The sequence below is a fragment of the Burkholderia sp. Nafp2/4-1b genome (genome assembly GCF_003635165.1).
In the GTDB taxonomy this organism is placed as follows: Bacteria; Pseudomonadota; Gammaproteobacteria; order Burkholderiales; family Burkholderiaceae; genus Burkholderia.
Window position 1 is genome coordinate 233,517 of sequence record NZ_ML058601.1, and the last position, 23,742, is coordinate 257,258.

The 23,742-nt window shown below is 68.1% G+C and carries 19 protein-coding genes and 1 pseudogene; 4 read left to right on the forward strand and 16 right to left on the reverse strand.

The window, feature by feature from the left end:
- Positions 1-35: 35 nt before the first annotated feature.
- The 10 genes and pseudogenes from C7H84_RS10550 to C7H84_RS10605 all read right to left on the reverse strand — a co-directional run bounded on the left by C7H84_RS10550 (position 36) and on the right by C7H84_RS10605 (position 14,424).
- Positions 36-985 (reverse strand): annotated as a pseudogene (locus C7H84_RS10550) (chemotaxis response regulator protein-glutamate methylesterase).
- Entirely contained in the window at positions 982-3,300 is a 2,319-nt protein-coding gene (locus C7H84_RS10555) for a hybrid sensor histidine kinase/response regulator (RefSeq protein WP_121858759.1), read from the reverse strand. Before C7H84_RS10555 ends, C7H84_RS10550 begins: the two are co-directional and overlap by 4 nt.
- Positions 3,297-4,007: a chemotaxis protein CheW gene (locus C7H84_RS10560; protein WP_121858760.1), complete on the reverse strand. Its 711-nt coding sequence runs from the start codon at positions 4,005-4,007 to the stop codon at positions 3,297-3,299. Before C7H84_RS10560 ends, C7H84_RS10555 begins: the two co-directional genes overlap by 4 nt.
- 45 nt (positions 4,008-4,052) lie before the next feature.
- Entirely contained in the window at positions 4,053-5,495 is a 1,443-nt protein-coding gene (locus tag C7H84_RS10565) for a CheR family methyltransferase (RefSeq protein ID WP_121858761.1), read from the reverse strand.
- The gene (locus C7H84_RS10570) at positions 5,492-6,004 is read right to left on the reverse strand and encodes a chemotaxis protein CheW (RefSeq protein ID WP_121858762.1); all 513 of its coding nucleotides are present in this window, start codon (positions 6,002-6,004) and stop codon (positions 5,492-5,494) included. The genes C7H84_RS10565 and C7H84_RS10570 overlap by 4 nt, the downstream gene beginning before the upstream one ends.
- The gene (locus C7H84_RS10575) at positions 6,001-7,680 is read right to left on the reverse strand and encodes a methyl-accepting chemotaxis protein (RefSeq protein ID WP_121858763.1); all 1,680 of its coding nucleotides are present in this window, start codon (positions 7,678-7,680) and stop codon (positions 6,001-6,003) included. Before C7H84_RS10575 ends, C7H84_RS10570 begins: the two co-directional genes overlap by 4 nt.
- 123 nt (positions 7,681-7,803) lie before the next feature.
- Positions 7,804-8,937 carry a hybrid sensor histidine kinase/response regulator gene (locus C7H84_RS10585; RefSeq protein ID WP_121858764.1) on the reverse strand — a complete coding sequence of 378 codons (1,134 nt, stop codon included), beginning with the start codon at positions 8,935-8,937 and terminating at the stop codon, positions 7,804-7,806.
- A 497-nt stretch (positions 8,938-9,434) separates the two neighbouring features.
- Entirely contained in the window at positions 9,435-11,018 is a 1,584-nt protein-coding gene (locus tag C7H84_RS10590; RefSeq protein ID WP_121858765.1) for a Na+/H+ antiporter, read from the reverse strand.
- 303 nt (positions 11,019-11,321) lie between these two features.
- Positions 11,322-12,755 (reverse strand): aldehyde dehydrogenase family protein, encoded by a 1,434-nt coding sequence (locus C7H84_RS10600; RefSeq protein WP_121858767.1) that lies wholly within the window; start codon positions 12,753-12,755, stop codon positions 11,322-11,324.
- A 28-nt stretch (positions 12,756-12,783) separates the two neighbouring features.
- A complete protein-coding gene (locus tag C7H84_RS10605) occupies positions 12,784-14,424 on the reverse strand; it encodes an acetolactate synthase large subunit (RefSeq protein ID WP_121858768.1) in 1,641 nt (546 codons plus the stop codon).
- Positions 14,425-14,816: 392 nt separating this feature from the next.
- On the opposite strand from C7H84_RS10605, the gene C7H84_RS10610 reads away from it, so the two are divergent.
- Entirely contained in the window at positions 14,817-15,134 is a 318-nt protein-coding gene (locus tag C7H84_RS10610) for a type II toxin-antitoxin system RelE/ParE family toxin (protein ID WP_121858857.1), read from the forward strand.
- A 2-nt stretch (positions 15,135-15,136) separates the two neighbouring features.
- Entirely contained in the window at positions 15,137-15,436 is a 300-nt protein-coding gene (locus C7H84_RS10615) for an addiction module antidote protein (RefSeq protein WP_057924102.1), read from the forward strand.
- Positions 15,437-15,529: 93 nt separating this feature from the next.
- Here C7H84_RS10615 and C7H84_RS10620 read toward each other — a convergent pair whose 3' ends face one another.
- The 5 genes from C7H84_RS10620 to andAc all read right to left on the reverse strand — a co-directional run bounded on the left by C7H84_RS10620 (position 15,530) and on the right by andAc (position 20,335).
- Positions 15,530-16,816 (reverse strand): DUF445 domain-containing protein, encoded by a 1,287-nt coding sequence (locus C7H84_RS10620; RefSeq protein WP_121858769.1) that lies wholly within the window; start codon positions 16,814-16,816, stop codon positions 15,530-15,532.
- Positions 16,817-16,997: 181 nt separating this feature from the next.
- The gene (gene andAa / locus C7H84_RS10625) at positions 16,998-18,218 is read right to left on the reverse strand and encodes an anthranilate 1,2-dioxygenase system ferredoxin--NAD(+) reductase (protein ID WP_121858770.1); all 1,221 of its coding nucleotides are present in this window, start codon (positions 18,216-18,218) and stop codon (positions 16,998-17,000) included.
- Positions 18,208-18,534: an anthranilate 1,2-dioxygenase ferredoxin subunit AndAb gene (andAb, locus tag C7H84_RS10630; RefSeq protein ID WP_040139280.1), complete on the reverse strand. Its 327-nt coding sequence runs from the start codon at positions 18,532-18,534 to the stop codon at positions 18,208-18,210. Before andAb ends, andAa begins: the two co-directional genes overlap by 11 nt.
- Positions 18,535-18,560: 26 nt before the next feature.
- Positions 18,561-19,046 (reverse strand): anthranilate 1,2-dioxygenase small subunit AndAd, encoded by a 486-nt coding sequence (gene andAd / locus C7H84_RS10635; protein WP_121858771.1) that lies wholly within the window; start codon positions 19,044-19,046, stop codon positions 18,561-18,563.
- A gap of 17 nt (positions 19,047-19,063) precedes the next feature.
- Complete coding sequence (gene andAc, locus C7H84_RS10640) at positions 19,064-20,335, reverse strand: anthranilate 1,2-dioxygenase large subunit AndAc (RefSeq protein WP_121858772.1); 1,272 nt, start codon at positions 20,333-20,335, stop codon at positions 19,064-19,066.
- 210 nt (positions 20,336-20,545) lie between these two features.
- Between andAc and andR the strand changes: the two genes are divergently transcribed.
- Entirely contained in the window at positions 20,546-21,505 is a 960-nt protein-coding gene (andR, locus tag C7H84_RS10645; protein WP_121858773.1) for an anthranilate 1,2-dioxygenase regulatory protein AndR, read from the forward strand.
- A 98-nt stretch (positions 21,506-21,603) separates the two neighbouring features.
- On the opposite strand, the gene C7H84_RS10650 is transcribed toward andR, so the two are convergent.
- A complete protein-coding gene (locus tag C7H84_RS10650; protein WP_121858774.1) occupies positions 21,604-22,494 on the reverse strand; it encodes a LysR family transcriptional regulator in 891 nt (296 codons plus the stop codon).
- 91 nt (positions 22,495-22,585) lie between these two features.
- On the opposite strand from C7H84_RS10650, the gene C7H84_RS10655 reads away from it, so the two are divergent.
- Positions 22,586-23,719: a muconate/chloromuconate family cycloisomerase gene (locus C7H84_RS10655; RefSeq protein WP_121858775.1), complete on the forward strand. Its 1,134-nt coding sequence runs from the start codon at positions 22,586-22,588 to the stop codon at positions 23,717-23,719.
- The last annotated feature ends 23 nt before the right edge of the window (positions 23,720-23,742 follow it).

A 23,742-nucleotide genomic window follows, 5' to 3' on the forward strand; every position in this document is an offset into this window, starting at 1 on the left:
GTATCGCACGCAATGCGGCCCGCCGCTGCGCCCGGTCAGTCGAGCGGCTTGCGCGTCACGCGTGAGATCAGCTGGGGCGCGATCCGGTCGAGCGGCAGGATCGCCGACGCCGCGCCGATCGCCGCGGCTGCCTTCGGCATCCCGTACACGGCGCTGGTCGCCTCGTCCTGCGCGATCGTGTAGCACCCCTTCGCCCGCATCGCCTTCAACCCGAGCGCGCCGTCGCGCCCCATCCCGGTCAGCAGCACGCCGAGCGCGTCGCCCTGCCAGCCGTCGGCGACACTGTTGAAGAACACGTCGATCGACGGCCGGTACGGCGTGTCGGCCGGATGTCGCGTATAGCCGAGCACACCGCGCGGCGACAGGCACAGGTGGTCGTTGGTCGCCGCGAGCAGCACCTCGCCGGCCTGCGGCACGCCGCCCTGCCGCGCGACACGCACTGGCAGCCGCGTATAGCCGTCGAGCCACTCCGCCATACCGTGCGCGAACGCCTGGTCGACGTGCTGCACGATCACGAGCGCCGCCGGAAACTCGGCCGGCAGCGCGCGCAGCAGCGCGGTGAGCGCGGTCGGGCCGCCGGCCGACGCGCCGATCGCGATCAGCGTCGGCTGACCGCGCGCGGGCGTCGGCCTGGGCGGCGCGAGCGTCGCGGCCCGGCTTTCGAGCAGCCGGCCGATCTGGTCGATCTTCGCGAGCAGCGGCTGCGGCGCCGCATCCGACGGCAGGCCTAGCGCGAGCGTCGGCGTGTCGACCGCGTCGAGCGCGCCGGCGCCCGCGCCATGATCTGCCGGGTCGCGGCCACGCCGTCGAGCTTCGGCATCACGAGATCCATCAGCACGAGATCGGGCGGATGCGCGACGCAGAAATCCACCGCCTCGTCGCCATCGGTCGCCACCCACAGCACGCGGTGATCGCTGCGCCGCGCGATCACGCGGCGCAGCGCCTCGACGGCAAGCGGCAGATCGTTGACGATGCCGATGTTCATCCGCGTGCATCCCCGATCAAATCGTGCACCGCGTCGAGCAGCGCCTCGTCGTGGAAACTGCTCTTCGCGAGATAGTAGTCGGCGCCGGCATCGAGCCCGCGCCGGCGATCCTCGTCGCGATCCTTGTACGACACGATCATCACCGGCACGCGCTTGAGCATCGGGTCGCCCTTGATCAGCGTGACGAGTTCAATCCCGTCCATGCGCGGCATGTCGACGTCGGTCACGACCAGGTCGAACGCGTCGCTGCGCACCGCGTTCCAGCCGTCCATCCCGTCGACCGCGACGGTCACGTCGTACCCGCGCTTTTCGAGCAGCTTGCGTTCGAGCTCGCGCACCGTCAGCGAATCGTCGACGACGAGCACGCGGCGGCGCCGGTCGGCGAGCGCGAGCTGCGGGTCGCGGGTGAGCTTCGCGAGCTGGCCGCCGCGCACGAGCTTGTCGACGGAGCGGATCAGGTCCTCGACGTCGACGATCAGCACCGGGTCGCCGTTCTCGAGCAACGCACCGGCCGCGATGTTCTGGATCTTGTTCAGGCGGGCATCGAGCGGCTGCACGACGAGCATCCGCTCGCCGAGGAAGCGGTCGACGGCGACCCCGTACAGCTCGGGCTCGCCGCCGACCACCACGACGGCCGTGCTCGCGCGCGCGACGTCCGGCTCGCCCGCGTCGAGCAGCTGATGCGCGGCGACGAGGCCCGCGCGCCGGCCGTCGAACGGGAAATGCGGCTGCCCCTCGAGCACGTCGATGTCGTCGTGCGCGAGTTCGAGCGTGCGGCGCACGTGCGCGAGCGGGAACGCGTACGGCTCGCCGCCCACCTCGACCAGCAGACTGCGGATCACCGACAGCGTGAGCGGCAACTGCAGCACGAAGCGCATGCCCGCACCCGGCTCGTTGAAAATGCGCACCGCGCCGCGCACGCCGCGCACCATCTCCTGCACCGCGTCGAGGCCGACGCCGCGGCCCGACACGTCGGTCACCGCTTCGCGCATCGAGAAGCCCGGCAGCAGCAGGAATTCGAGCAGCTCGGGATCGGACAGCCGCGCGGCCGTCTCGTCGTCGGTCAGCCGCTGGCGCACGACGGCCGCGCGCAACGCGTCCATGTCGACGCCCGGCCCGTCGTCGATCACGCTGACGAGCAGCGAGCCGGCGCTGTGGCGCGCCTCCAGCGTCACGCTCGCCTCGGCCGGCTTGCCGCGTGCGCGGCGCGCGTCGGGCGCTTCGACGCCGTGATCGATCGCATTGCGCAGCAGGTGGCCGAGCGGCGCGTCGAGCAGATCGAGGATGTCGCGGTCGACCTGCGTGCCCTCGCCGACGATCGAGAAGCGTACCTGCTTGCCGAGCGAGCGCGCGAGATCGCGGACGATGCGCGGATACGCGCGCGTCGCGTCGCCGAACGGCCGCATCCGGCACTGCAGCGCCTCGTCGTACAGTTGCTCGGCAATATGCGTGCTGCGTCGCTCGAAGCGGTCGAATTCGTCCATCCGCTCGGCGAGCGAGCGCTGCAGGTCGTTCAGCATGTGCCGCACATCGTTCACCGACGCGAGCACGCCCGCGTCGAGATCGTCGGCGAACCGTTCGTACAACAGATCGAGCGAGCGTGCCGCATCGCGCTGCGCACGCTTCACGCGCAGCATCGATTCCGCGAACGGCTTGAGCCAGCGCGATTCGACCAGCGATTCGCCGGACAAGCTCAGCAGCCGGTTCAGCGTATCGGCGCGCACGCGGCGCATCGCGCCCGCGCCGGCCGCGCGGCCGGCCTGGACCGGATCGGGCACGGGCACCGACACCGCGAGCGGCGGCGCCGCGGCGCCGGCCCTGACCGGCTCGTTCGCCGCGCCATCGTGCTCGCGAAACGGCACGACCGACGGCGGTGCCGGCGGCGCCGGCGGCTCGGTAAAGGTCGGCGCGGGCATCGCGTGCACGCCGTCGGCGCCGGTCAGCGCCAGCGCGAATGCTTCGATCTCCGTCGACGACACGGGCGGCGCCTGCGGATCGGCGACCCGCACCAGCAGGTCGACGCCGGCCAGCAGCACGTCGACATGCGTGGCCGTCAACGCGATCGTGCCGGCCTGCGCGGCCACGAAGCACTCTTCCATCCGCCCCGCGATGTCGACGCCGAGCGGCACGCCGACGATACGCGCGGCGCCCTTCAGCGAATGCGCGGCGCGCATGCACGCCTCGAGCGCGACGGAGTCGGGCTCGCCCGATTCGAGCGCGAGCAGGCGCTCGGACAGCGCCTGGGTCTGCGTGCGCGTCTCCTCGCGATACAGCTCGAGCAGCGACAGGTGGCTCAGATCGTCGTCGCCGCTCATCGCATGCTCCGTGTCACGGCATCGAACAGCCGATCGTCGTCGAGCAGGCCCACCGACTTGCCGCGCCACGACAGCACGCCGCGCGACAGACCGGCGCTCGCACGCCCGACCGTCGCCGGCACGGGCACCCATTCCGATGCGCTAAAGCGCAACACGCCCTCGACTTCGTCCACCGGAAACACGACCGGCTCGCCCTGGTGCGCGGCGACCAGCAGCCGCGTGAAACGGCTGTCCGCGCTGCCGCCACCGTTGCTGCCCTTGCCCGCATCGAGGCCGAGCAATGCGCCGATCGAGATCGCGATGCGCAGCGTGCCGCGAATGTTCACCACGCCGCGCACGGCCGAATGGCGGCGATGCGGCAGCGAATGGATCGGGCGCGTGCCGGCGATCTCGCGCAGCACGCCGATCGACAGCGCGAGCCATTCGTCGGCGACGCGAAATGCCAGTGCCGCCTGGCGCGTATCGTCGTCGCCGTGCGCGCCCGTCGCGCCGAACGCGCTGATCCGCTGCGTGGTGTCGGCCATCTCCGCGACGCCGAGCGGACGCTCGAGCAGTTTCGCCGCGTGATACGCGTAGACCGGGCAGTTCAGGCAGCGCAGGCAGTCGGCGAGCCGCTCGCACGAGCGGTCGCCGTGCGTGCCGATCCGGTTCCAGCAATCGTCGACGCCGATCGTCGTGTCGTCAGTGGCAACGGCGTCGCGGTTCATTGTTTGGTCGGTCATCCCGATGTCGGCTCCCAGCCCGTATTCCCATTATCCGGCCGAGCGCCGCGCGCGCTCGAGCAGCCATTGCGCGCCGGCGCCATCGCCGCCGACGTCGAGCAAGGTCGCGAGATGCGTCAGCGCTTCGTGGTGCGTCGGCCGCAGGTACAGCGCCTTCCGGTAGAAGTCGCCCGCTTCCGCGACGCGGCCGCGCGCATCCGCGATCAGCCCGTTCAGGTAGAACGCGTCCGCGTGCGGGCCGGCGTGCGCGGAGAACAGCGCGAGTACGCGCTCGGCCTCGTCGAAGGCCCCCGCGTTGGCCAGCGCCTGCGCTTGCTCGAGCGTCGGCGGGGTGCTGTCGGCTACCGGTGTTGCCGGAGCGGGCGCGGGGCCGGCGTGGGCGGCGTGGACTTGACCGACCGTGCCGGCCGGCGCGTCGATGCGCAACTCGCTCCGCGCCTCGAATGCCGCCGGGCGCTCGACCGGCGCGAGCGCGGCGAGCGGCGCCGCCGCCCCGCTCCAGGCCGGCGGCACGACGGCCGCCAGCGGACGCGCGGTGGGTGCCTGCGCCACCGCGCAGCGCTCCGCGCGCCGGAATGGCGCGAGCGCGGGCAGCGGCGCCGCATGCCGCGACGCGTATGCGTCGGCCGCACCAGCTTGCGCGCGATGGAACGCGAATGCCAGCGGCACGCGCGCGGAGCGCATCCCGTGCCGCATCGCGACGCCCGTTTCGGCGGGACCGACGAACAGCATCCCGTCGTCGGCGAGCCGGCTTTCGAGCGAACCGATCACGCGATCCTGCGCGTCGCGGTCGAAATAGATCAGCACGTTGCGACAGAACACGAAATCGTAGCGCACACCCGTATCGGTGCCCGACTCGATCAGGTTCGCCTGGCGAAACTGCACGCACGCGCGTACGCGCTCGTCGAGCAGCCAGCCGTCCGCGACGGGCGTGAAGTAGCGGCCGCGGAACTCGGTCGCCGTGCCGCGGAATGCGTTGCGTCCGTAGCAGCCGAGCCGCGCCTGTTCGACCGCGCGCGCGCTCAGGTCCATCGCATCGATCGTGAAACTGGCCGGATCGAGCCCGGCGTCGAGCAGTGCCATCGCCGCCGAGTACGGCTCCTCGCCGGTCGAACACGGCGCGCTCAGCACGCGCAGCACGCGTCCAGGCATCGCGGCGACCCGCTCGGCCGCGACCCGCGCGAGCGTCGCGAACGCCTCGCGATCGCGGAAGAACCATGTCTCGGGCACGACGAACAGTTCGATCAGCGCGCACCGCTCGTCGGCCGACGCGTTGAGCTGCTGCCAGTACGCGTCGAGCGCTTCCGGCGTGACGGGCGGCCGCGCCCCCGACGGCAGCCGCTCGTCGTCGCCCTGCAGCGCATGCACACGCTCGGTCAGCGCGCGGGTCAGGAAATCGTTGCCGAGCGAATCGGGGTCGATGCCGGTCTCGCGCAGCAGCCAGCCGCGAAATCGCGAATCGGACGCTCTCATGCGGACTCCTCTCCGTGGCCCGGCAGGCCGTCGAACAGAGACAGGCGCGCAACGTCGTCGATCAGGTCGGACATCGAGACCTGCTGCACGATCCCGTCGGGCGTATTCGCAACGGGCCCCAGCCAGCGCGTGCGCGCGGTCGATACGCCGCTCGCACGGAACGCCGCGCGGTCGATCCGCAGCGTCTGCGTCGCGCGCTCGACGATCAGGCCGATCACGCGTTCGCAGTCGACCTGCGCGACACGGTAGCGCACCATCACGAGCCACGTCGAGCGCAGCGCATGCGCGCGCCGTCCGAGCGCGAGCATCGGCACGTCGATCACCGGCACCGGCTGGCCGCCGCGCATCAGCAGCCCGGCGATCCAGTCGGGCGCGCCGGGCACGGCCTTGGTGGTCGCGAGCGGCAACACCTCGTCGATGTCGGCCGCGTCGAGCGCATAGCGCTCGCCGTCGAGCTCGAACATCAGGAACAGCGCGTGCGCGCCGCCGAGCGACTCGGCGCGCATCACGCGTCGACCTTGAAGCGCGACACGCTGGTGCGCAACTGGTTCGCGACGAGCGTCAGGTCGTCGATCGCCTGCGACGACTGGCGCAACGATTCGGCCGTCTGCTGCGCGGCTTCCGACAGCTGCGACAGCGCCTGCGTGATCTGCTCGGCACCGTTCGCCTGCGTCTGCATCCCTTCGTTGACCATCTGGAAGCGCGGCGCGAGCGTCTGCACTTCGGCGATGATCTGCGACAGCTGGCCGCCGACCTGCTGCACGTCGAGCATCCCGCGGCGCACTTCCTCGGAGAACTTGTCCATCCCCATCACGCCCGCCGACACCGCCGACTGGATCTCCTTCACCGTCTGCTCGATGTCGTAGGTCGCGACGGCCGTCTGGTCGGCAAGACGGCGGATCTCGGTCGCGACGACCGCGAAGCCGCGGCCGTACTCGCCGGCCTTCTCGGCCTCGATCGCCGCGTTCAGCGACAGCAGGTTGGTCTGGTCGGCCACCTTGGTGATGGTCGCGACGACCTGGTTGATGTTCAGCGCCTTCTCGTTGAGGATCGCGAGCTTCGCGTTCACCGACCCGGCGGCGTCCATCACGCTGCGCATCGTCTCGCCCATCCGCGTGAGACCGCTCTGGCTCACGCCCGCGAGCGTCGCCGACTGCTCGGCCACGCCGGCCACCTCGTTCATCGTGCGCAGCAGGTCGCGCGACGTCGCGAAGATCTCGCGCGACGTCGCGCCGATCTCGGTCGTCGTCGCCGCGGTTTCGTTGGCGGTCGCCTGCTGCTCGCGCGACGTCGCCGCGATTTCGGCGACCGACGTCGTCACCTGCAGCGACGACTGCTGCGCGCGCGCGACGAGCTCGGTCAGCTCGTCGGCCATGCGGTTGAAGCCCGTCTCGAGCGTGCCGAATTCGTCGCGGCGGCGCAGGTCGAGACGGCGCGTCAGGTTGCCGGTGCGCATCACGTCGTGCACTTCGACGAGCCGCGCCATCGGCACCGTGACCGCGCGGAACAGCCCGTAGCCGAGCGCCAGTGCGGACAGCAGCACGATGCCGAGCGCGGTCGCCAGCACGATCTCGGTATCCTGCACCGACTCGCGGATCAGCTTCGCGGACTGGTCGGCGAACTTGCGGTTCTCCTGCACCAGCGAATTCGCGTTGCGCACGACCTCGGCCCACACGGGCTGCACCTTCGCGTACGCGGCGACGGCCTCTTCGTGCGACAAACGATGCTTTTGCAGCGCATCGTTCAACAGCGGCACGTAGCGATCGAACGACGCGCGGAACGTCGCGAAGCGCTGGCGGTCGTCGTCGCGGAACATCGTGTTCTGGTAGTCGACCGACAGCGACTCGACGTCCTTCAGCGAATCGGCGATCTTCGCGAGATCGCGCCGCACGGTATCGGGATCGGTCTCGACGAAGGTCGCCTGCTGCAGCAGTTGGAACGATTCGTTGACCGCCCCGCGCAGCGACGCCGCGAGATAGACGCCGGGCAGCGAGTCGCGCTCGATGCTGACGGCTTCGGTATTGATCGCGCGCAGGCGCTCGTAGGACACGCCGGCGGTCACGAGCATCAGCACGAACAGCACGCCGAAGCTGAGCAGGATGCGGTTGCCGAGCGTCAGCCGGGCAGCGCCGCCGATCGTCGGATGCAGGCTTTCATTGGTCGCACGGGGCGTCACGGTGGCCATGTTCGTTATGGGCTTTCTAAAATCAGCGTTGAAAAAACCGCGCTCGCGTGCGCGCCGGACGGCACGCAACGAGCGCATCGGGGTCCCTCGGGCGGCGCGGCACCGGCAAGCCGCGCAGCAACCTCATCGCTCTGCCTGCGCCGGCAACCGAAGCGCGACCATGAAGCCGCGTGCGGTATTGCGCATCAGGATCTGGCCGCGATGGCGTGCCGCCGTCGCACGGACGAACGCGAGCCCGAGGCCGAAGCCGCTGCGCGCGGCGCCGTGCGCGGATTCGAGCCGCACGAACGACTCGGTCGCGGCCGTGCGCTGCTCGGGCGCGATGCCGCTGCCGCCATCCTCGACGCCGATCAGCCACGCGCCGTCGTCGTCGCTCAGCGTGCAGTGCACGTCCGTGCCGGCCGGGCCGTATTTCAGCGCGTTGTCGATCAGGTTCGCGGCGGCGCGCGTGAGCATCATGCGGTCGCCCATCGTCACGCACTCGGCGTCGGGCACGTGGGCCACCACCCGGCTGCCGAAGCCGGCCGCCTTCTCCCACAGCTGGTCGACCGCATCGAGCACGATCTCGTTGAGACTCAGGACTTCATGCGCGCGGCGTTCCGACTGCGCGCGGGTCAGATGAATGAAGCCGTCGGCGAGCGCGAGCGCGCGCCGCGCATGGCCGGCGATGCGCTCCATGATCGCCGGCATGTCGCCGTGCTCGCTCCGGTAGACCTCCAGCAGTGCGAGGATCGACGTCTGCGGCGAGCGCATGTCGTGCGACAGGAAATCCAGCGCCTCGTCGCGCTGCCGCGACATCAGGTACGAATTCGAGTGATAGCGGATGCGCGCGGTGAGCTCCATCGCGTCCGGGAGCTTCACGAGATAGTCGTTCGCGCCGGCGATGAACGCCTCGCGCTTGACGATCGGCTCTTCCTTTGCCGACAGCACGATGATCGGCACACGTGCGGTGTCGGCGTCCGCGCGCCACGCGCGAACGAGATCGAGGCCGTCGATGTCCGGCATCACGAGATCCTGCAGGATGACCGTCGGTTTCACGTCGCGCGCGACCGCCATCGCCCGGTGTGCATCGGTGCACACATGCAGGTCGATATCGTGCTCGCCGCGCAGCGCGCGGCGGATCACCTCGCCGACGAACGGCTGATCGTCGACGAGCAGAACCGATAGCCCCGATTCAAGACAATCCGGCGCATTTTCACCGCTCGATTCTTTCATAAATACCGTTTCAAACGCCAAATCTCCAATTGATTCTTGCATAGGAGTTGATTATCCGACTTGGGCGCCATCTTGATTTGGCGGCTGAGCAATCCGCCTGATGCTGCCGATCTGGCCTGTCGGCATTGCCGCACGGGGATCCGAACGCCGATTTTTCCCCGACGACGGCCGCATTACCTCCGCGCGCTTTCTCTCAATAAAGATAACCGGCTGATTCTAAATGAAATTGGAACACAGCATCTATCTCCTTCCGGTTTAGTTTTGCCAAATATGGTGAAAGAGCGGGATTCAGATAAATCAGATCATTTCCGGGCGCGAAAGACGATAACGTTCACGAAGCCGGCGCAGCGAGGTTTGCATGCGCTGCAAGGCCCGTGCGCCGAACGTATCCGGGCAGGATGCCGAGCCGGTGAATCGGGCGGAAACGGACGGGGAAAATCACGCGTCGCGACCGGATCGGCCGCGACGCGAAGGCCCGACCTCGTCGGCCCCGAACCGGCCGGCGCGGTAACGGCGGCCGTGGCGACCCGCGAGCGCGGTTACCCGCGCGCGTGCTGCGCGGACACTTCCTGCAGGTCGAGATCGCGCTCGAGCATGTGCAGCATCTCGTCGTGAATGCGGCCCGAACGATGCAGGCGCAACAATTCCGCGCGCCCGGCCTTGATCGCTGCCAGCACGACGTCGTAATGCGCGGTGCGCACCTGCGCCGGATAAGCCGGCTCGTTCTTCGACCGCTCGGTCAGTTCCGCGCGATACGTGTACTGCTCCAGCAGGCGCGGGTGAATCACGTTGCCGCTGTCGTCGCGCACCAGCGGCTGGATCGCCGCGAGTTGCGCCGCCTCGATGTGTGCCCACGCCTGCGGTTCGCTCAGGTGGTGCGCGGCGCGCGTTTCGTGCTGCGGCAGGCGCAGCAGCCGGATCAGCGGCCCGATGGTCGTGCCTTGCAGCAGCACGGTGACGAGAATCACCGCGAACGACGCGACCAGGATCACGTCACGGCCCGGCATCGCCTCCGGCAGCGACAGCGCGATCGCCAGCGTCACGACCCCGCGCATCCCGGCCCAGCTCATGATCGTCGCGGCTTTCCAGTCGGGCGCGACGCCGCGCCGCACGATCCCGCGCACCGGCACCTTCAGCGCCTCGACCGCGTAAATCCACACGAAGCGCGATACGATCACCGCCGCCAGCACCGCAAGCACCGGCGGCACCATCGTGGCGAGCACCTGTTCGAAGCCGCCGAGCCGGTGAATCGCACCGCGCAGCGACAGCCCGATCAGCACGAACACCATCGCCTCGAGCAGGAACACGATGACCTGCCAGAACGCGGTGCCGCGCGTGCGCACGGCCGCCGAGAACACCTCGTGCTGATGCCAGCCGACGATCATGCCGGCCGTGACCGTCGCGATCACGCCGGACACCTCGACCATCTCGCCCGCGATGTAGGCGATCCAGCCGGCGATCACCGCGACGGTGATGACCAGATAGTCGTCGTCGAGCAGCTTCAGGAACCACACGACGAGCTTGCCGACCAGAAAGCCGACCACGACGCCGCCCAGCCCCAGCTCCGCGAAGCGCACGACCGCGTGCTCGACGCTGAACGCGCCCGTCAGCGCGGCAGCGACCGCGAAGCGGAACAGCACCAGGCCGGCCGCGTCGTTCAGCAGGCTTTCCCCTTCGAGCAGCACCATCAGCCGGCGCGGCAGCGCGACGCGTTCGAGCACGGCCTTCGCGGCCACCGCATCCGGCGGCGACACGATCGCGCCGAGCGCGAAACATGCGGCCCACGGCAGCGACGGCACGACCCAGTGCACGGCGACGCCGACCGCGAACGTCGTGAACACCACCGCACCGATCGCGAGCATCAGGATTCCGCCGACGTTGCGCTTGAATTCTTCCCACACGGAGAAATACGCGCCGTCCATCAACAGCGGCGGCAGGAACACGAGCAGCACGAGCTCGGGATCGAGATTGATCGGCGGCAGACCGGGAATGAACGCGATGCCGATGCCACCGATCAGCAGCGCGGCCGCGGGCGGCAATCGCAAGCGCTTGGCGATGCATTCGAGCGCGACGATCACGAGGAATGACAGCAGAACCAGCTTGAATGCCGAGACGGGGGACATGAAGCAACCTCGTGAAGAATGAATGCGCACGCCAGCCGGTTTCGTACCCCGGTTGGCCATTTCGCGCGATTACATCACGATGCGATGCTTGCAGTCGAGCGGGTTCGGCGCGGCGACGTGTGGCGCTGCGACGTGTGGCGCTGCGACGTGCGGCGCGGCGGCGCGTGCGCTGCGTCGATGGCGCACGGCGGGTGAGCGCCGCGCCGCCGACCGCACCGCCGCTTCGGCATGCGCCGAAACGAAAACGGCACGCGGGCCGGCGCGACTGCCCGCCCGCGTGCCGTCATGCGGCCTGCCCTCGCGCTAGCGGCGCCGCACGACCATCAGTCGCGGCTCGGTCATGTCCTCGATCGCGTAGCGGATCCCTTCGCGGCCGAGCCCCGAATCCTTCACGCCGCCGTACGGCATGTTGTCGACCCGGAACGACGGTACGTCGTTGATCACGACGCCGCCTACCTCCAGTTCGTCCCACGCGCGCTGCGCATGCGCGAGCGAATCGGTGAACACGCCGGCCTGCAGCCCGAAGTCGCTGTCGTTCACGCGCGCAAGCGCGTCGTCGAAGCGGTCGAACTTCTCGAGGATCGCGACCGGGCCGAATGCCTCCTTGCGGTACAGGTCCTGTTCGCGGCCGACGCTTTCGAGCAGCGTCGCCTCGAACATCGCGCCGTCGACCTTCCCGCCCGCGATGATCTTCGCGCCCGCCGCGACGGCCGCGTCCATCCAGCCGGACAGCCGGCGCGATTCGGATTCGGAGATCATCGGGCCGACGAACGTCGACGGATCCTTCGGATCGCCCATCTTCAGCGAACGCGTTTTCGCCACCAGCTTGTCGCGCAGCGCGTCATACAGGTCGGCATGCACGAGGATCCGCTGCACGCCGATGCAGCTCTGGCCCGACTGGTAATACGCGCCGAACGCGAGACGATCGACCACGTAGTCGAGCTGGGCGCGCTGATCCGCGTCGACGATCGCCGCCGCGTTGCCACCGAGCTCCAGCACGACTTTCTTCTTGCCGGCCTTCTCCTTCAGCGCCCAACCGACCGCCGGCGAGCCCGTGAAGGACAGCAGCCTGAAGCGCTCGTCGGTGGTGAAGAGGTCGGCGCCGTCGCGATGCGCGGGCAGCACCGAGAACGCGCCCTTCGGCAGGTCGGTTTCCGCGAGCACTTCGGCGATGATCAGCGCGCCGATCGGCGTGCGGCTCGCGGGCTTCAGCACGAACGGACAGCCTGCGGCCAGCGCGGGCGCAACCTTGTGCGCGGCGAGGTTCAGCGGGAAGTTGAACGGCGAGATGAACGAGCACGGGCCGATCGGCACGCGCCGCGTATAGCCGGTATAGCCTTGCGCGCGCGCCGAGATCTCGAGGTTGAGCACTTCGCCGTCGATGCGCACCGACTCCTCGGATGCGACGCGGAACGTATCGATCAGCCGCGTCACTTCGCCTTTCGAATCGTTGATCGGCTTGCCGGCCTCGATGCACAGCGCCTCGGCCAGTTCGTCGAAACGTTCGCGAAAGCGCGCGACGCAGTGATCGAGCACCGCCTGCCGCCGGTAGGCCGGCAACTCTCGCATCGGCTTCGCGGCATCGACCGCCGCGCCGATGGCCGCATCGATCGCCTTCGCGTCGGCCAGCGCGACGCGCGTCGCGACCTTGCCGCTGAACTTGTCGGTGACTTCCAGATCGGTGTTCGCGTAGACGGCCTCGTTGGCCAGGTAGTACGGATAGGTATCCTTCAGCATGGAACGCTCCTTCCGGTGAACTGCGGATTCAGAGTTGCGCCGACAAGCGCTTGATTTCGCGGTTGAGCACGCGCTCGTTGTCCGAATAGTCGATCGGCACGTCGATCACGTGCACGCCGGGCGTCGCGAAGCAGTCGCGCAAGAGCGGCTCGAGATCATCGGCCGCTTCGACGCGATGCCCGTGCGCGCCATAGCTCTGCGCATACGACACGAAGTCGGGGTTCTTCAGCGTCATCGCGAAATCGGGGAAATTCATGTTTTCCTGCTTCCAGCGGATCATCCCGAACGCATCGTCGCGCAGGATCATCACGACGATGTCGAGCTTCAGCCGCACGGCCGTTTCGAGTTCCTGCGAATTCATCATGAAACCGCCGTCGCCGCACACGGCGATCACCTTGCGCTGCGGATGGACGATCTTCGTCGCGATCGCCGACGGCAGGCCCGCGCCCATCGACGCGAGCGCGTTGTCGAGCAGCAGCGAGTTCGGCTCGTGCGCACGCCAGTAGCGCGCGAACCAGATCTTGTACATCCCGTTGTCGAGGCAGACGATCCCGTCGACCGGCAGCGCGTTGTACAGGTCGTTCACGATCCGCACCGGATACATCGGAAAGCGCGGATCGTGCTGGCCCTTCTGCAGGTGCGCGTCGAAATGCTCCTTGATCATCTTGAAGCGCTCGAAATCCCAGTGCGATTGCGGCGTGACGGCCTCCTTCATCTGCCACACCGCGTTCGCGATGTCGCCGACCACCTCGATCTGCGGAAAATAGACGGGATCGACCTGCGCGCCGAGGAAGTTCACGTGGATCACGGTCTTGTCGTCCGCGCGCATGAAGAACGGCGGCTTCTCGATCACGTCGTGGCCGACGTTGATGATGCAGTCCGCATGCTCGATCGCGCGGTGCACGAAGTCGCCGTCGGACAGCGTCGCGTTGCCGAGCCACAACGGATGCGTCTCGTCGATCACGCCCTTGCCCATTTGCGTCGTGAAGAACGGGATGCCCGTCTTGTCGACGAATTCGAGCAGCATCTTGCAGGTCGTCTTGCGGTTGCCGCCCGCGCCGATCATCAACAGCGGATGTCGCGCGCCGTGGATCGCGTCGATCGCGTGCGCGACCGCCTTCTCCTCGGCCACCGGCCGCCGGCTGAAGCTGCGCGGGATCGGCTTGCCGTCGCCCTCCTCGTGCGCGATGTCTTCCGGCAGTTCGAGGTGCGCAGCACCCGGACGCTCCTCCTCCGCGCGGCGGAACGCCTCGCGCACGGCCGACGGAATGTTGCCGATCGACACGATCTGCCGCGTGAATTTCGTAAGCGGCTGCATCATGTCGACGACGTCGACGATCTGGAAGTGGCCCTGCTTGCTCGACTTGATCGGCTTCTGCCCGGTAATCATCAGCATCGGCATGCCGCCGAGCTGCGCGTACGCGGCGGCCGTCACGAAATTGGTCGCGCCCGGCCCGAGCGTCGCGAGACACACGCCGGTGCGGCCCGTCAGGCGGCCGTAGGTGGCGGCCATGAATCCGGCCGCCTGCTCGTGCCGGGTCAGCACGAGCTTGATCTTCGATCGCCGCAGCGATTCGAGCAGATCGAGGTTTTCCTCGCCGGGAATGCCGAACACGTACTCGACGCCTTCGGCTTCCAGCGCCTTCACGAACAGATCCGATGCTTTCATGGGGACTCTCGGTTGATGCCGCCACCCCGGCTTACGGGCGCGCGACGTTCGGAACGCGCGCCGGCCTACGGCACGCGGACGCTTTACCTACTGGACAGACCACGGCACTGCCCGCCGTGCGCAGCAACGAGTGCAACGCATGGCGGCGCCTCCCTGTGCGGGAGGGCAAACGGACTCGCCCGCGCGCGGCAAACCGGCACGCGGGCGGCAAGGACGTTTTGATTGTAGACGGATTCCCGGCATTCCGGCTTCGACCGGATGGCCGAGTCCGGCGGCGCCACTGGATCGGCCTGACGGCCAATTCGACCTCAAACGGCGCGCGCCGCCTTACTGTAGGGCCAACCGAATTCCATTCGCCGAACCTGTGAACTATGGTTGACATACTGCAATCCATGCCCTACAGTGCCCCTACATTCAGCATCCGGACCACCGACGTCTTCGACGCGTGGTTTGCCGGCCTTCAGGATCGTGTCGCGCGGCGGCGCATCCAGGCGCGCATCGACCGTCTGTCGATGGGCAACCCGGGCGACTGGAAATCCGCCGGCTCCCCCGTCGTCGAAATGCGTATCGACCACGGCCCCGGCTATCGCGTCTATTACGTGAGGCGCGGAACGATATGGGTGATCCTGCTCTGCGGCGGCGACAAGTCGACGCAACAGGCGGACATCCGCGCCGCGCATGCGATGCTCGAGCGGCTTGACCTGGAGTGATGATGGACAAGATCAAGACCCGGCCGTGGGATTCGGCCGAACACCTGAAAACCGACGACGACATGGCCGACTATTTCGAGGCCTGTCTGCAGGAAGCCGGCGACGACCCGACCTTCATCGCGCATGCGCTCGGCGTGATCGCCCGCGCACGCGGCATGTCGCAGGTCGCGCGCGACGCAGGCCTGTCGCGCGAAGGGCTGTACAAGGCGCTGTCGCACGACGGCAATCCGAGCTTCGGCACGATCCTGAAGGTGATCAAGGCGCTCGGCCTGCAACTGCATGGCGCGAAGGCGCACGCGTGACGCAACGGCGCGCAACGGCGAGCGATGTGCGCAACGAGTGCAGGAAGTGCAATAAACGCAACCGGTGCAACGTGCGCGATGGCCGCGGCCGCGTCAATGCAGCCATCCGCTCGCCCAGCGCGGCACCAGCGACACCAGATACAGCCCGAGCCCGATCAGCCCGCCGACCAGCGTGCCGTTGATGCGGATGTACTGCAGGTCCTTGCCGATGTTCAGCTCGATCTGCCGCGACATTTCACGCGCATCCCAGTTGCGCACCGTATCGCGAATGTGACGCATCAGGAAATCCGCGAAATCCGGCGCCATCTCGTGCACGGCCTTCTCGATGTGCTCGTTCAGCGACGCCCGCAACGCCGGGCTCTGGGCGAGCCGCGCACCGAGCCACCCGCCGAGCGTCGCGGCCTGCCGGTGCAGTGCCGAATCGGGTCGCGCAAGATCGGCCTTCAGCCATGCGCGCAACTGGTCCCACAGATCGCGCACGTACTCGTTGAATGCGTCGCCATCGCGGATGTAGCGCTTGATCTCTTCGCCCTTCTCGATGAACGCCGGGTCATGCTTCAGCCGCTCGGTGAGCCGCACGACGGTGCGATCGAAACGCTGCCGCAGTTCGTGTTCGGGGTCGGCCGCCACGCCCTCGAGCACGCGGCTCACCGCGCTCGCCAGCATGCGCGCGCCGTTCTCGCCGAACCACTGCGTCGGCATGATCTTCTCGACCTTCGGGTATTGCGTCTTCAGCCACTCGACGATGAAGCCCGCGATCACCTCGCGGTTCTCTTCCTTGTCGAGCACGTCGACCACCTGTTCGATCGCATCGTCGAGCAGCGTCTGGTGGCGGCCGTCCTTCGTCAGCGTATCGAGGATCGCACCGGCCGATTGCGACAGGTCGATCCGGCCGATCACCGCACGAAACGCATCGTGAACGAACGACTGGATCCGCGCGTCGTCGGTCATGTCGAGCGCGAAGCTCATCAGCTTCGTCACGTAGCTGCCGAGCGCCTCGGTGTTCGCCGGTTCGCCGAGCCACGCGCCGAGCTTCTGCGCGGGGTCGTGCTGGCGGATCTGCGCGGCGAGCGCGTCGGGGCCGAGGAATTTCTCGCGCACGAACACCGCGAGGTTGTCCGCGATCTTGTCCTTGTTCTTCGGGATGATCTCGGTGTGGCGCGACACGAACGGGATCGGCACGCGGCGGAACAGCGCGACGACCGCGAACCAGTCGGCGAGTGCGCCGACCATCGCGGCCTCGGCCACCGCCTTGAAACCGTCGACCCACGGGCCGCGCGGCAGCAGGATCGTCGTGACGAATACCGCGACCGCGGCCAGCAGCAGCCAGAGCGCGCGGCGCTTGCTGTGTTTCAGTTCGAGGGCTTTGTCTGGCGTCATGGGCGACCGGTGAAACGGCAATGCCGCTAATATGCACCGATCGCCGGCCCGCGACAAACCCGCGCGCATTGCACGCGCCGGGGATGTTGTCCAGGAAGGGGTTCCGGCATTTCCAGCCATGTTCGCCGTGCGTCGGCCGCCGGCACGAACCCGGCCACGCAGGCCGCGCTCGCGCACTGCGTCAGAGGAATGTCTTCAGGTTCACCGCCGGATCGGCGAGCTTCACCGGATCGGGCACCGCGCCCGCCGCGATCACCCGACGCGACGCGCCGATGTCGCGCCCCAGGTTCGCCGCGGCCACCGCCACGATCTTCCCGTCGTCGCCCAGACCGAACACCGTGAACGGCCCGCTCGCCGGATCGCCGCGCACGACCGTCGTGCGCTCGCTGCCGAACAGCCCGAGCATCTGCAGGTTGCAGTCGTACTGATCGGACCACAGCCACGGCAGCTCGGCATAGGCTTCGTCCGCGCCGAGCAGGTTCGCGGCCGCGACGGCCGGCTGGTTTTCCGCGACCTGCCACGACTCGATCCGCACGTGACGCCCGAGCAGCGGATTGAAGTGCATCGTCACCTCGCCCGTCGCGAAGATCGCGCGATCGGACGTGCGGCAGCCCGCATCGACACGGATCCCGTTGTCGACCTCGAGCCCGGCGGCCTGAGCGAGTTCGACATTGGGCACGACGCCGATGCCGACCACGACGATATCGGCCTGCACGTCACCACGATCGGTCTCGACGATCGCACCGCCGCCCGGCGCGCGGCGAATCGCGCGCGGCAGCGTCGCCATCCGAAAGCTCACGCCGCGCGCGTCGTGCAGTTGCCGCGCATACGCACCGACGACTTCCGGCAGCGCACGCTGCAGCAAACGCGGCGCCGGGTCGATCACCGTCACGTCGCAACCGAGCTGGCGCGCGGACGCCGCCACTTCAAGGCCGATGAAGCCGCCGCCGAGCACCGCCACGCGACACCCCGGCGCGAGCCGCGCACGCAACGCGCGCGCATCGGCAACGGTCCGCACGTAATGCGGGACGACGCCTTCGTCGACCGGCCCGCCGAACGTACGCACGCGCGACCCCGTCGCGAGCACCAGCTTCGCGTACGGCAACGTCGCGCCGTCGTCGAGCCGCACGCGCTGCGCATCGCGCTCGATCGCGTCGACGCGCATGCCGAGCCGCAACTCGATGCGTTGCGCGTCGTACCACGCGGCATCGCGAATGAAAGCACGCTGCTCGCCGCCCTCGCTCAACAGCGCATCCTTCGACAGCGCGGGCCGATCGTACGGCAGCTCGCGCTCCTCGCCGATCATCACGATGCGCGCGGCGGCGTCGCGCGCGCGCAGCGCCTCGGCCGTGCGCCGCGCCGCGTGGCCGGCGCCGACGATCACGAACGGGTCAGTCGACATTGACTTCCACCTGCCCGTCGACGATCCGGATCGGATAGACCCGCACCGGCTCGGTGATCGGCGCGCATTTCGGCGCGCCCGTGCGAATGTCGATCAGCCCCTGGTGCAGCGGGCATTCGACGCAGCCGTCCTCCACATAGCCCTCGGACAAGCGCGCGTGACCGTGCGAACAGAGGTCGTGCATCGCGAACAGTTCGTCGCCGATCCGGAACACCGCGATCGGCTTCTGGCCAGCGACCCGCGCCGCCGGTTCGTCTTCGGAGAATTCGTCGAATGCGCCCAGCGGATGCCATTGCGCGAGCGTAGCTTCAGTCATGTCGATTCCTTGCTTCGTCAGATCGGTCAGATCGGGGTCGCGAGCAGCGTCTGCACGCGCGACGTGTCGTAGATCACGCGCTTGGTCTTGTAGCGCAGCCCGTCGGGCGTGCGCACGACCGTGTCGTAATACTTGCCGGCCTGGTACACGTTCGATTCGCCGTTGCTGCGCGTCTGCACGACGACGTAGTTGCTCTCGGTATCGATCTCGCCGTCGCGCTGCGCGACGATCGTGAGGCCCGACGTCATGTGCCGGTACGTATGTTCCTCGAAGATGTTCGCGTGCCGCAGCGACACCACGCGGTCGCGCAGCATCCGCTGGTTCGTGCAGTGCACGATCCCGACCGGCAGCCCGAGATCGGCGTTCTCCTTCGGCACGATCTCGTACGTGCAGTCCTCGGTGAACATCTCCGGCCAGTGTTCGAGCCGGTCGTTGTCGAGATGGCCGATGTAGCGGTTCTGCAGCATGTAAATCTCGAACCACGTCTTCATGTCTTCCGTGAGGTTTTCCATCGTTCCGTGCTCCCGCTTCAATAGCCCATCAGCTTCTGATAACCGACCCAGAACTTGCGGATCAGGCTTTCGGTGATCACCGTGTCCTGCTGGTCCGGATTGCCGCGCGACATCTCGATCACCGACGTCGCATCCGCATCGCGCACCGTGCCGCGCTGCACGAGCTCGGTCGCCTCGGTGTCTTCCATCGAGATATAGCCGGCCGGCCCGACCAGGTTCGCCTGCTTGATGCGCAGCGCGCGCAGCTCGGGCGTGTCGTCCGCGTAGCCGAAGAAGTGAAAGATCAGCTCGAAGTTGTCCGGCCCCTTCGGCAGGATCTGGCGTGCGACCAGCGTGTTGTGGATCTGCTGGATCACGAGCTGCGGGAAGATCGGCTGGATGTGGTTCGTGCAGTCCTCGTCGTATTCCGACACGAGATCGAGGATCGATTCGTCTTCCAGATGGAAGCCCTCGTCGAACGAGCGGATGTTCTGCTGCTTGTACGCGGCCGACGTGTCGTCGCCCGTCTTCGTCACCGTGATGATGCTGTGCAGCCCGTGGTTCGCATCCGGAATCGAGCGCGCCTTCATCCCGACGCGGAAGATGTTGAAGGTCGTATGGAACAGGTGCAGCATGCTCGCGTGATACGGATCCTTCACGTTCTCCATGTACAGCTTCCAGTTCGACTTCGAATACTGGCGCGTGCAGCCGAGATACTCGATCGGCTTGTGGAAGATCCGGTCGATCCACGGGCGCATCTGCTCGCCGAGATAGTCGGGCAGCGGCGCGACTTCATCGCTGAAGGTCGCGAACACGAGCCCGCGATAGCTGTCGACGCGCAGCTTGCGCAGCCCGTGCTGCTTCGGGTCGAAATCGGCCGGCATCCCGGTCATCCCCTTCTGGCCGCGCCGGAACGGCACGCCGAGCAGGTTGCCCTGGTTGTCGAAGCTCCACTGGTGATAGACGCACGTGTGCGAGCTCGCGTTGCCGCGCGACTTGCGGCACACCTGCGCGCCGCGGTGCGCGCAGCGGTTCACCCACGCGGACAGCGCGCCGTCCTCAGTGCGCGTGACGACGACCGGCGTGTCGCCGACGAACGTGCTCTTGAAGTCGCCGGCGTTCGGGATTTCCGCTTCCAGCGCGACGAAGTTCCACGTCGGCCCGCGGAAGATGCGTTCCTGCTCGCGATCGTAGACCGCGCGCGAGCTGAACACCTTGTACGGCACGCGCGAGCCGTCGTCGTGCGGAAAGTGCACGTCGGATGCGTCGTCGCGCGCGGCGAATACGACGGGCGATTCTGTCTGCTCCATGTCGGACTCCTTGTGGTTCCGGTTCGTTGATTGCATGGAGCCGATTTTTGAAAAGCTAATATTCGGCGTCTATCCGGAAAGTGCGATTGCGGCGGTGCAATATCCACTTTCGGCGGATTTCTGCGCTAGCATGGCGACACAAGCGACCCCGCGCACGATCGCGACCCATTCGTCCGATCGAAGCGCGCGTCCACACCAAGGCCGATGCCCATGTCCCCAACGTCGTTCGAGCCGCTCGCGCTGCGCGCGCACCGGCTGTTCGAATCCCGCGATCTCGACGAGACGCGCGAGCGGATCTCGCGCGTGATGCAGCCGCACGCGCTGCTGCCGAGCGGCCGCGTGCACGGCGCATCGCACATGGATTTCGTCCGGCTCGGCGGCCTTGGCATCGGCACCATCGCATTCGGCGACGCGATGCGCGTGCAGGTCGACGCCGTCGACGGCTATTACCTGCTGATGTTCTGCCTGTCCGGGCAGGCCGAAGTGCACGCGATGGGGCGCCGGCTCGGCGTCGACGGGCAGACGGGCGTGCTGTGCGCGCCCGGCGAGCGTTTCGACGCGGTGCTGTCCGCCGACTGCGAGCAGTTCGTGCTGCGCATCGACGCGGCGACCGTCGGCTCGCTGACCGGCGACCCGCGCGCGACGCTCGACCCCGTGCTGCACATGAGCGACGCCGCGCTCGCCGCGTGGCGCCAGCAGTTGATGCTCGTCGCCCGCTCGCCCGAATTGCTCGAACGCGCGAACGCCAATCCGCGCGTCGCGTCGCAGCTCGAGCACCTGCTGATCGACCTGCTGATCGAAGGCCACCCGCCGTCGGTGCTGCAGCGCTCGCGCCACGACCCGGCGCCGGGCTTCGTGCGCCGCGCACAGGAGTTCATCGCCGCCCACTATGCGCAGCCGCTGCAACTCGCCGATATCGTCCGGGCCGCCAACGTGCCGGAGCGGACGCTGCGCGACGCGTTCCTGCAGTTCCGCGGGATGAGCCCGATGCAATACCTGCGCGCGACGCGGCTCGAGCATGCGCGGGAATGGCTGCGCGAGCCCGGATCCGCGCGGCGAATCGCCGACATCGCGCTCGATTGCGGGTTCACGCACCTCGGGCGGTTCGCGCTCGCGTATCGGGAGAAATTCGGGGAGTCGCCGTCGGAGACGCTCGACGGGAAGCGGTAGGCATGTCCCCGGCAAATCGCATCGCGTCGCCCTTTCCGCATTGGGCTGGGCGCGCCGAATCCGACCGTTAGTTGCAGTTCATCCGCAAGCAATCATCCCTACACCACCGGCACGATCATCTCCCGCGCAATCGCGCAGAACGCCGTCGTCGCCGCGCTTTCGCCGTGCAGCCGGCGGCTCATGATGATCGGCGACGTCGCCGTCGGTTCCGGCAGCCGCCGGTAGACGACGCCCTTCACCCGCACGCCCTCCACGCTTTCCGGCACCAGCGACACGCCCACCTGCGCGGCGACGAGCCCGAGCGCCGTCTGCAGTTCGCGCACCTCGTGAACGGCCGCAGGCACGAGCGCGCCGTCGCGCAGCGCGGACAACTGCTGATCGGCAAAACTCGGCCGCGGCGTGCTCGGATAGACGATCAGCGTCTCGTTCGCGATGTCCGCGAGCGTCAGCGGCCGGTCCGGATCGGCAAACGGGTGCCCGGCCGGCAGCGCCGCGATCAGCTTTTCCTCGATCAGCGCCTCGCGCACGAGCTGGTCGTCGTCGAAGCGCAGGCGCCCGAAGCCGACGTCGATCCGCCCGCCCTTCAGCGCCCCCAGCTGCTCGAGCGTGAACATTTCGATCAGCGACAGCTCGACGGCCGGCTGCGCCTCGCGAAACGCGCGAATCACGTCCGGCAGCGCGCCATATAGCGTCGACGGCACGAAGCCGATCACGATCCGCTCCGACAACTGCGCGAGCCGCCGCGTCAGCGGGCCGAGCTCGTCGGCCTGCTCAACCACGCGCTTGGCCTGCGCATAGAACACCCGGCCCGCGTCGGTCAGTTTCAGCGGCCGCGCGCCGCGCTCGAACAGCGGCAATCCGAGCTCGTCCTCGACCGCCTGGAGCTGGCGGCTGAGCGGCGGCTGCGTCATGTGCAGCCGCTCCGCCGCCCGCGTGATGTTCATTTCCTCCGCGACGGCGATGAAGTACCGGAGCTGGCGCAATTCCATTTCATGCCTCAAAGGTATGGAAGTAGTCGGAAAGAGTGTTGGACGACGCCGGGCGGGAATTCCTACCATGTGCACCAACAGGAGGAATCGCATGATAGCAACTGCCGCCACCATCGAACGCATCGAGACATTGCTGGTCGACGTGCCGACGATCAGGCCCCACAAACTGTCGGTCGCCACGATGAATTGCCAGACCCTGGTGCTGGTCCGCGTTCGATGCACGGACGGTATCGAAGGCGTCGGCGAGGCGACCACGATCGGCGGTCTCGCGTACGGCGAGGAGAGCCCCGAGAGCATCAAGGTCAACATCGACACCTACTTCGCGCCGCTGCTGCAAGGGATGGACGCGACGCGCCCGGGCGCCGCGATGGCGCGGGCGCGCAAGCTGTTCCAGGGCAACCGGTTCGCGAAGTGCGCGCTCGAGACCGCGCTGTTCGATGCGCAGGCGCGCCGCGTCGGCGTGCCGCTGTCCGAGCTGTTCGGCGGACGCACGACCGACGCGGTCGACGTCGCATGGACGCTCGCGAGCGGCGACACGCAGCGCGACATCGCGGAAGCCGAGGCGATGCTCGAAGCGCGCCGCCATCGCGCGTTCAAGCTGAAGATCGGCTCGAATGCGGTCGACGACGACGTCGCGCACGTGATCGCGATCAAGCGCGTACTGGGTGATCGTGGCGACGTCCGCGTCGACGTGAACCAGGCCTGGAGCGAAACCGATGCGATCCGCGCCGGTGCCCGGCTCGCCGAAGCCGGCGTGAGCCTCGTCGAGCAGCCGATCGCCGCGACCAACCGTGCGGGGCTGAAACGCCTCACGCAGCTCGCGCAGATTCCGATCATGGCCGACGAAGCGCTGCACGGCCCCGTCGATGCGTTCGCGCTCGCGCAGGATCGCGCGGCCGACGTGTTCGCGGTGAAGATCGCGCAATCGGGCGGCCTGCTCGGCGCGGCGAGCGTCGCATCGATCGCGTCGGCAGCCGGCATCGACCTGTACGGCGGCACGATGCTCGAAGGCGCGGCCGGCACGATGGCGTCCGCGCAACTGTTCAGCACGTTCGGTTCGCTGAAATGGGGCACCGAACTGTTCGGCCCGCTGCTGCTCACCGAGGAAATCCTCGTGGAGCCGCTGCGTTACGAGGATTTCAAGCTGCACCTGCCGGCCACGCCCGGCCTCGGCATCACCTTCGACTGGGCCCGCATCGAACGGATGCGACGCGACGCCCGCTGACCCCACACGACACGACAACCGAA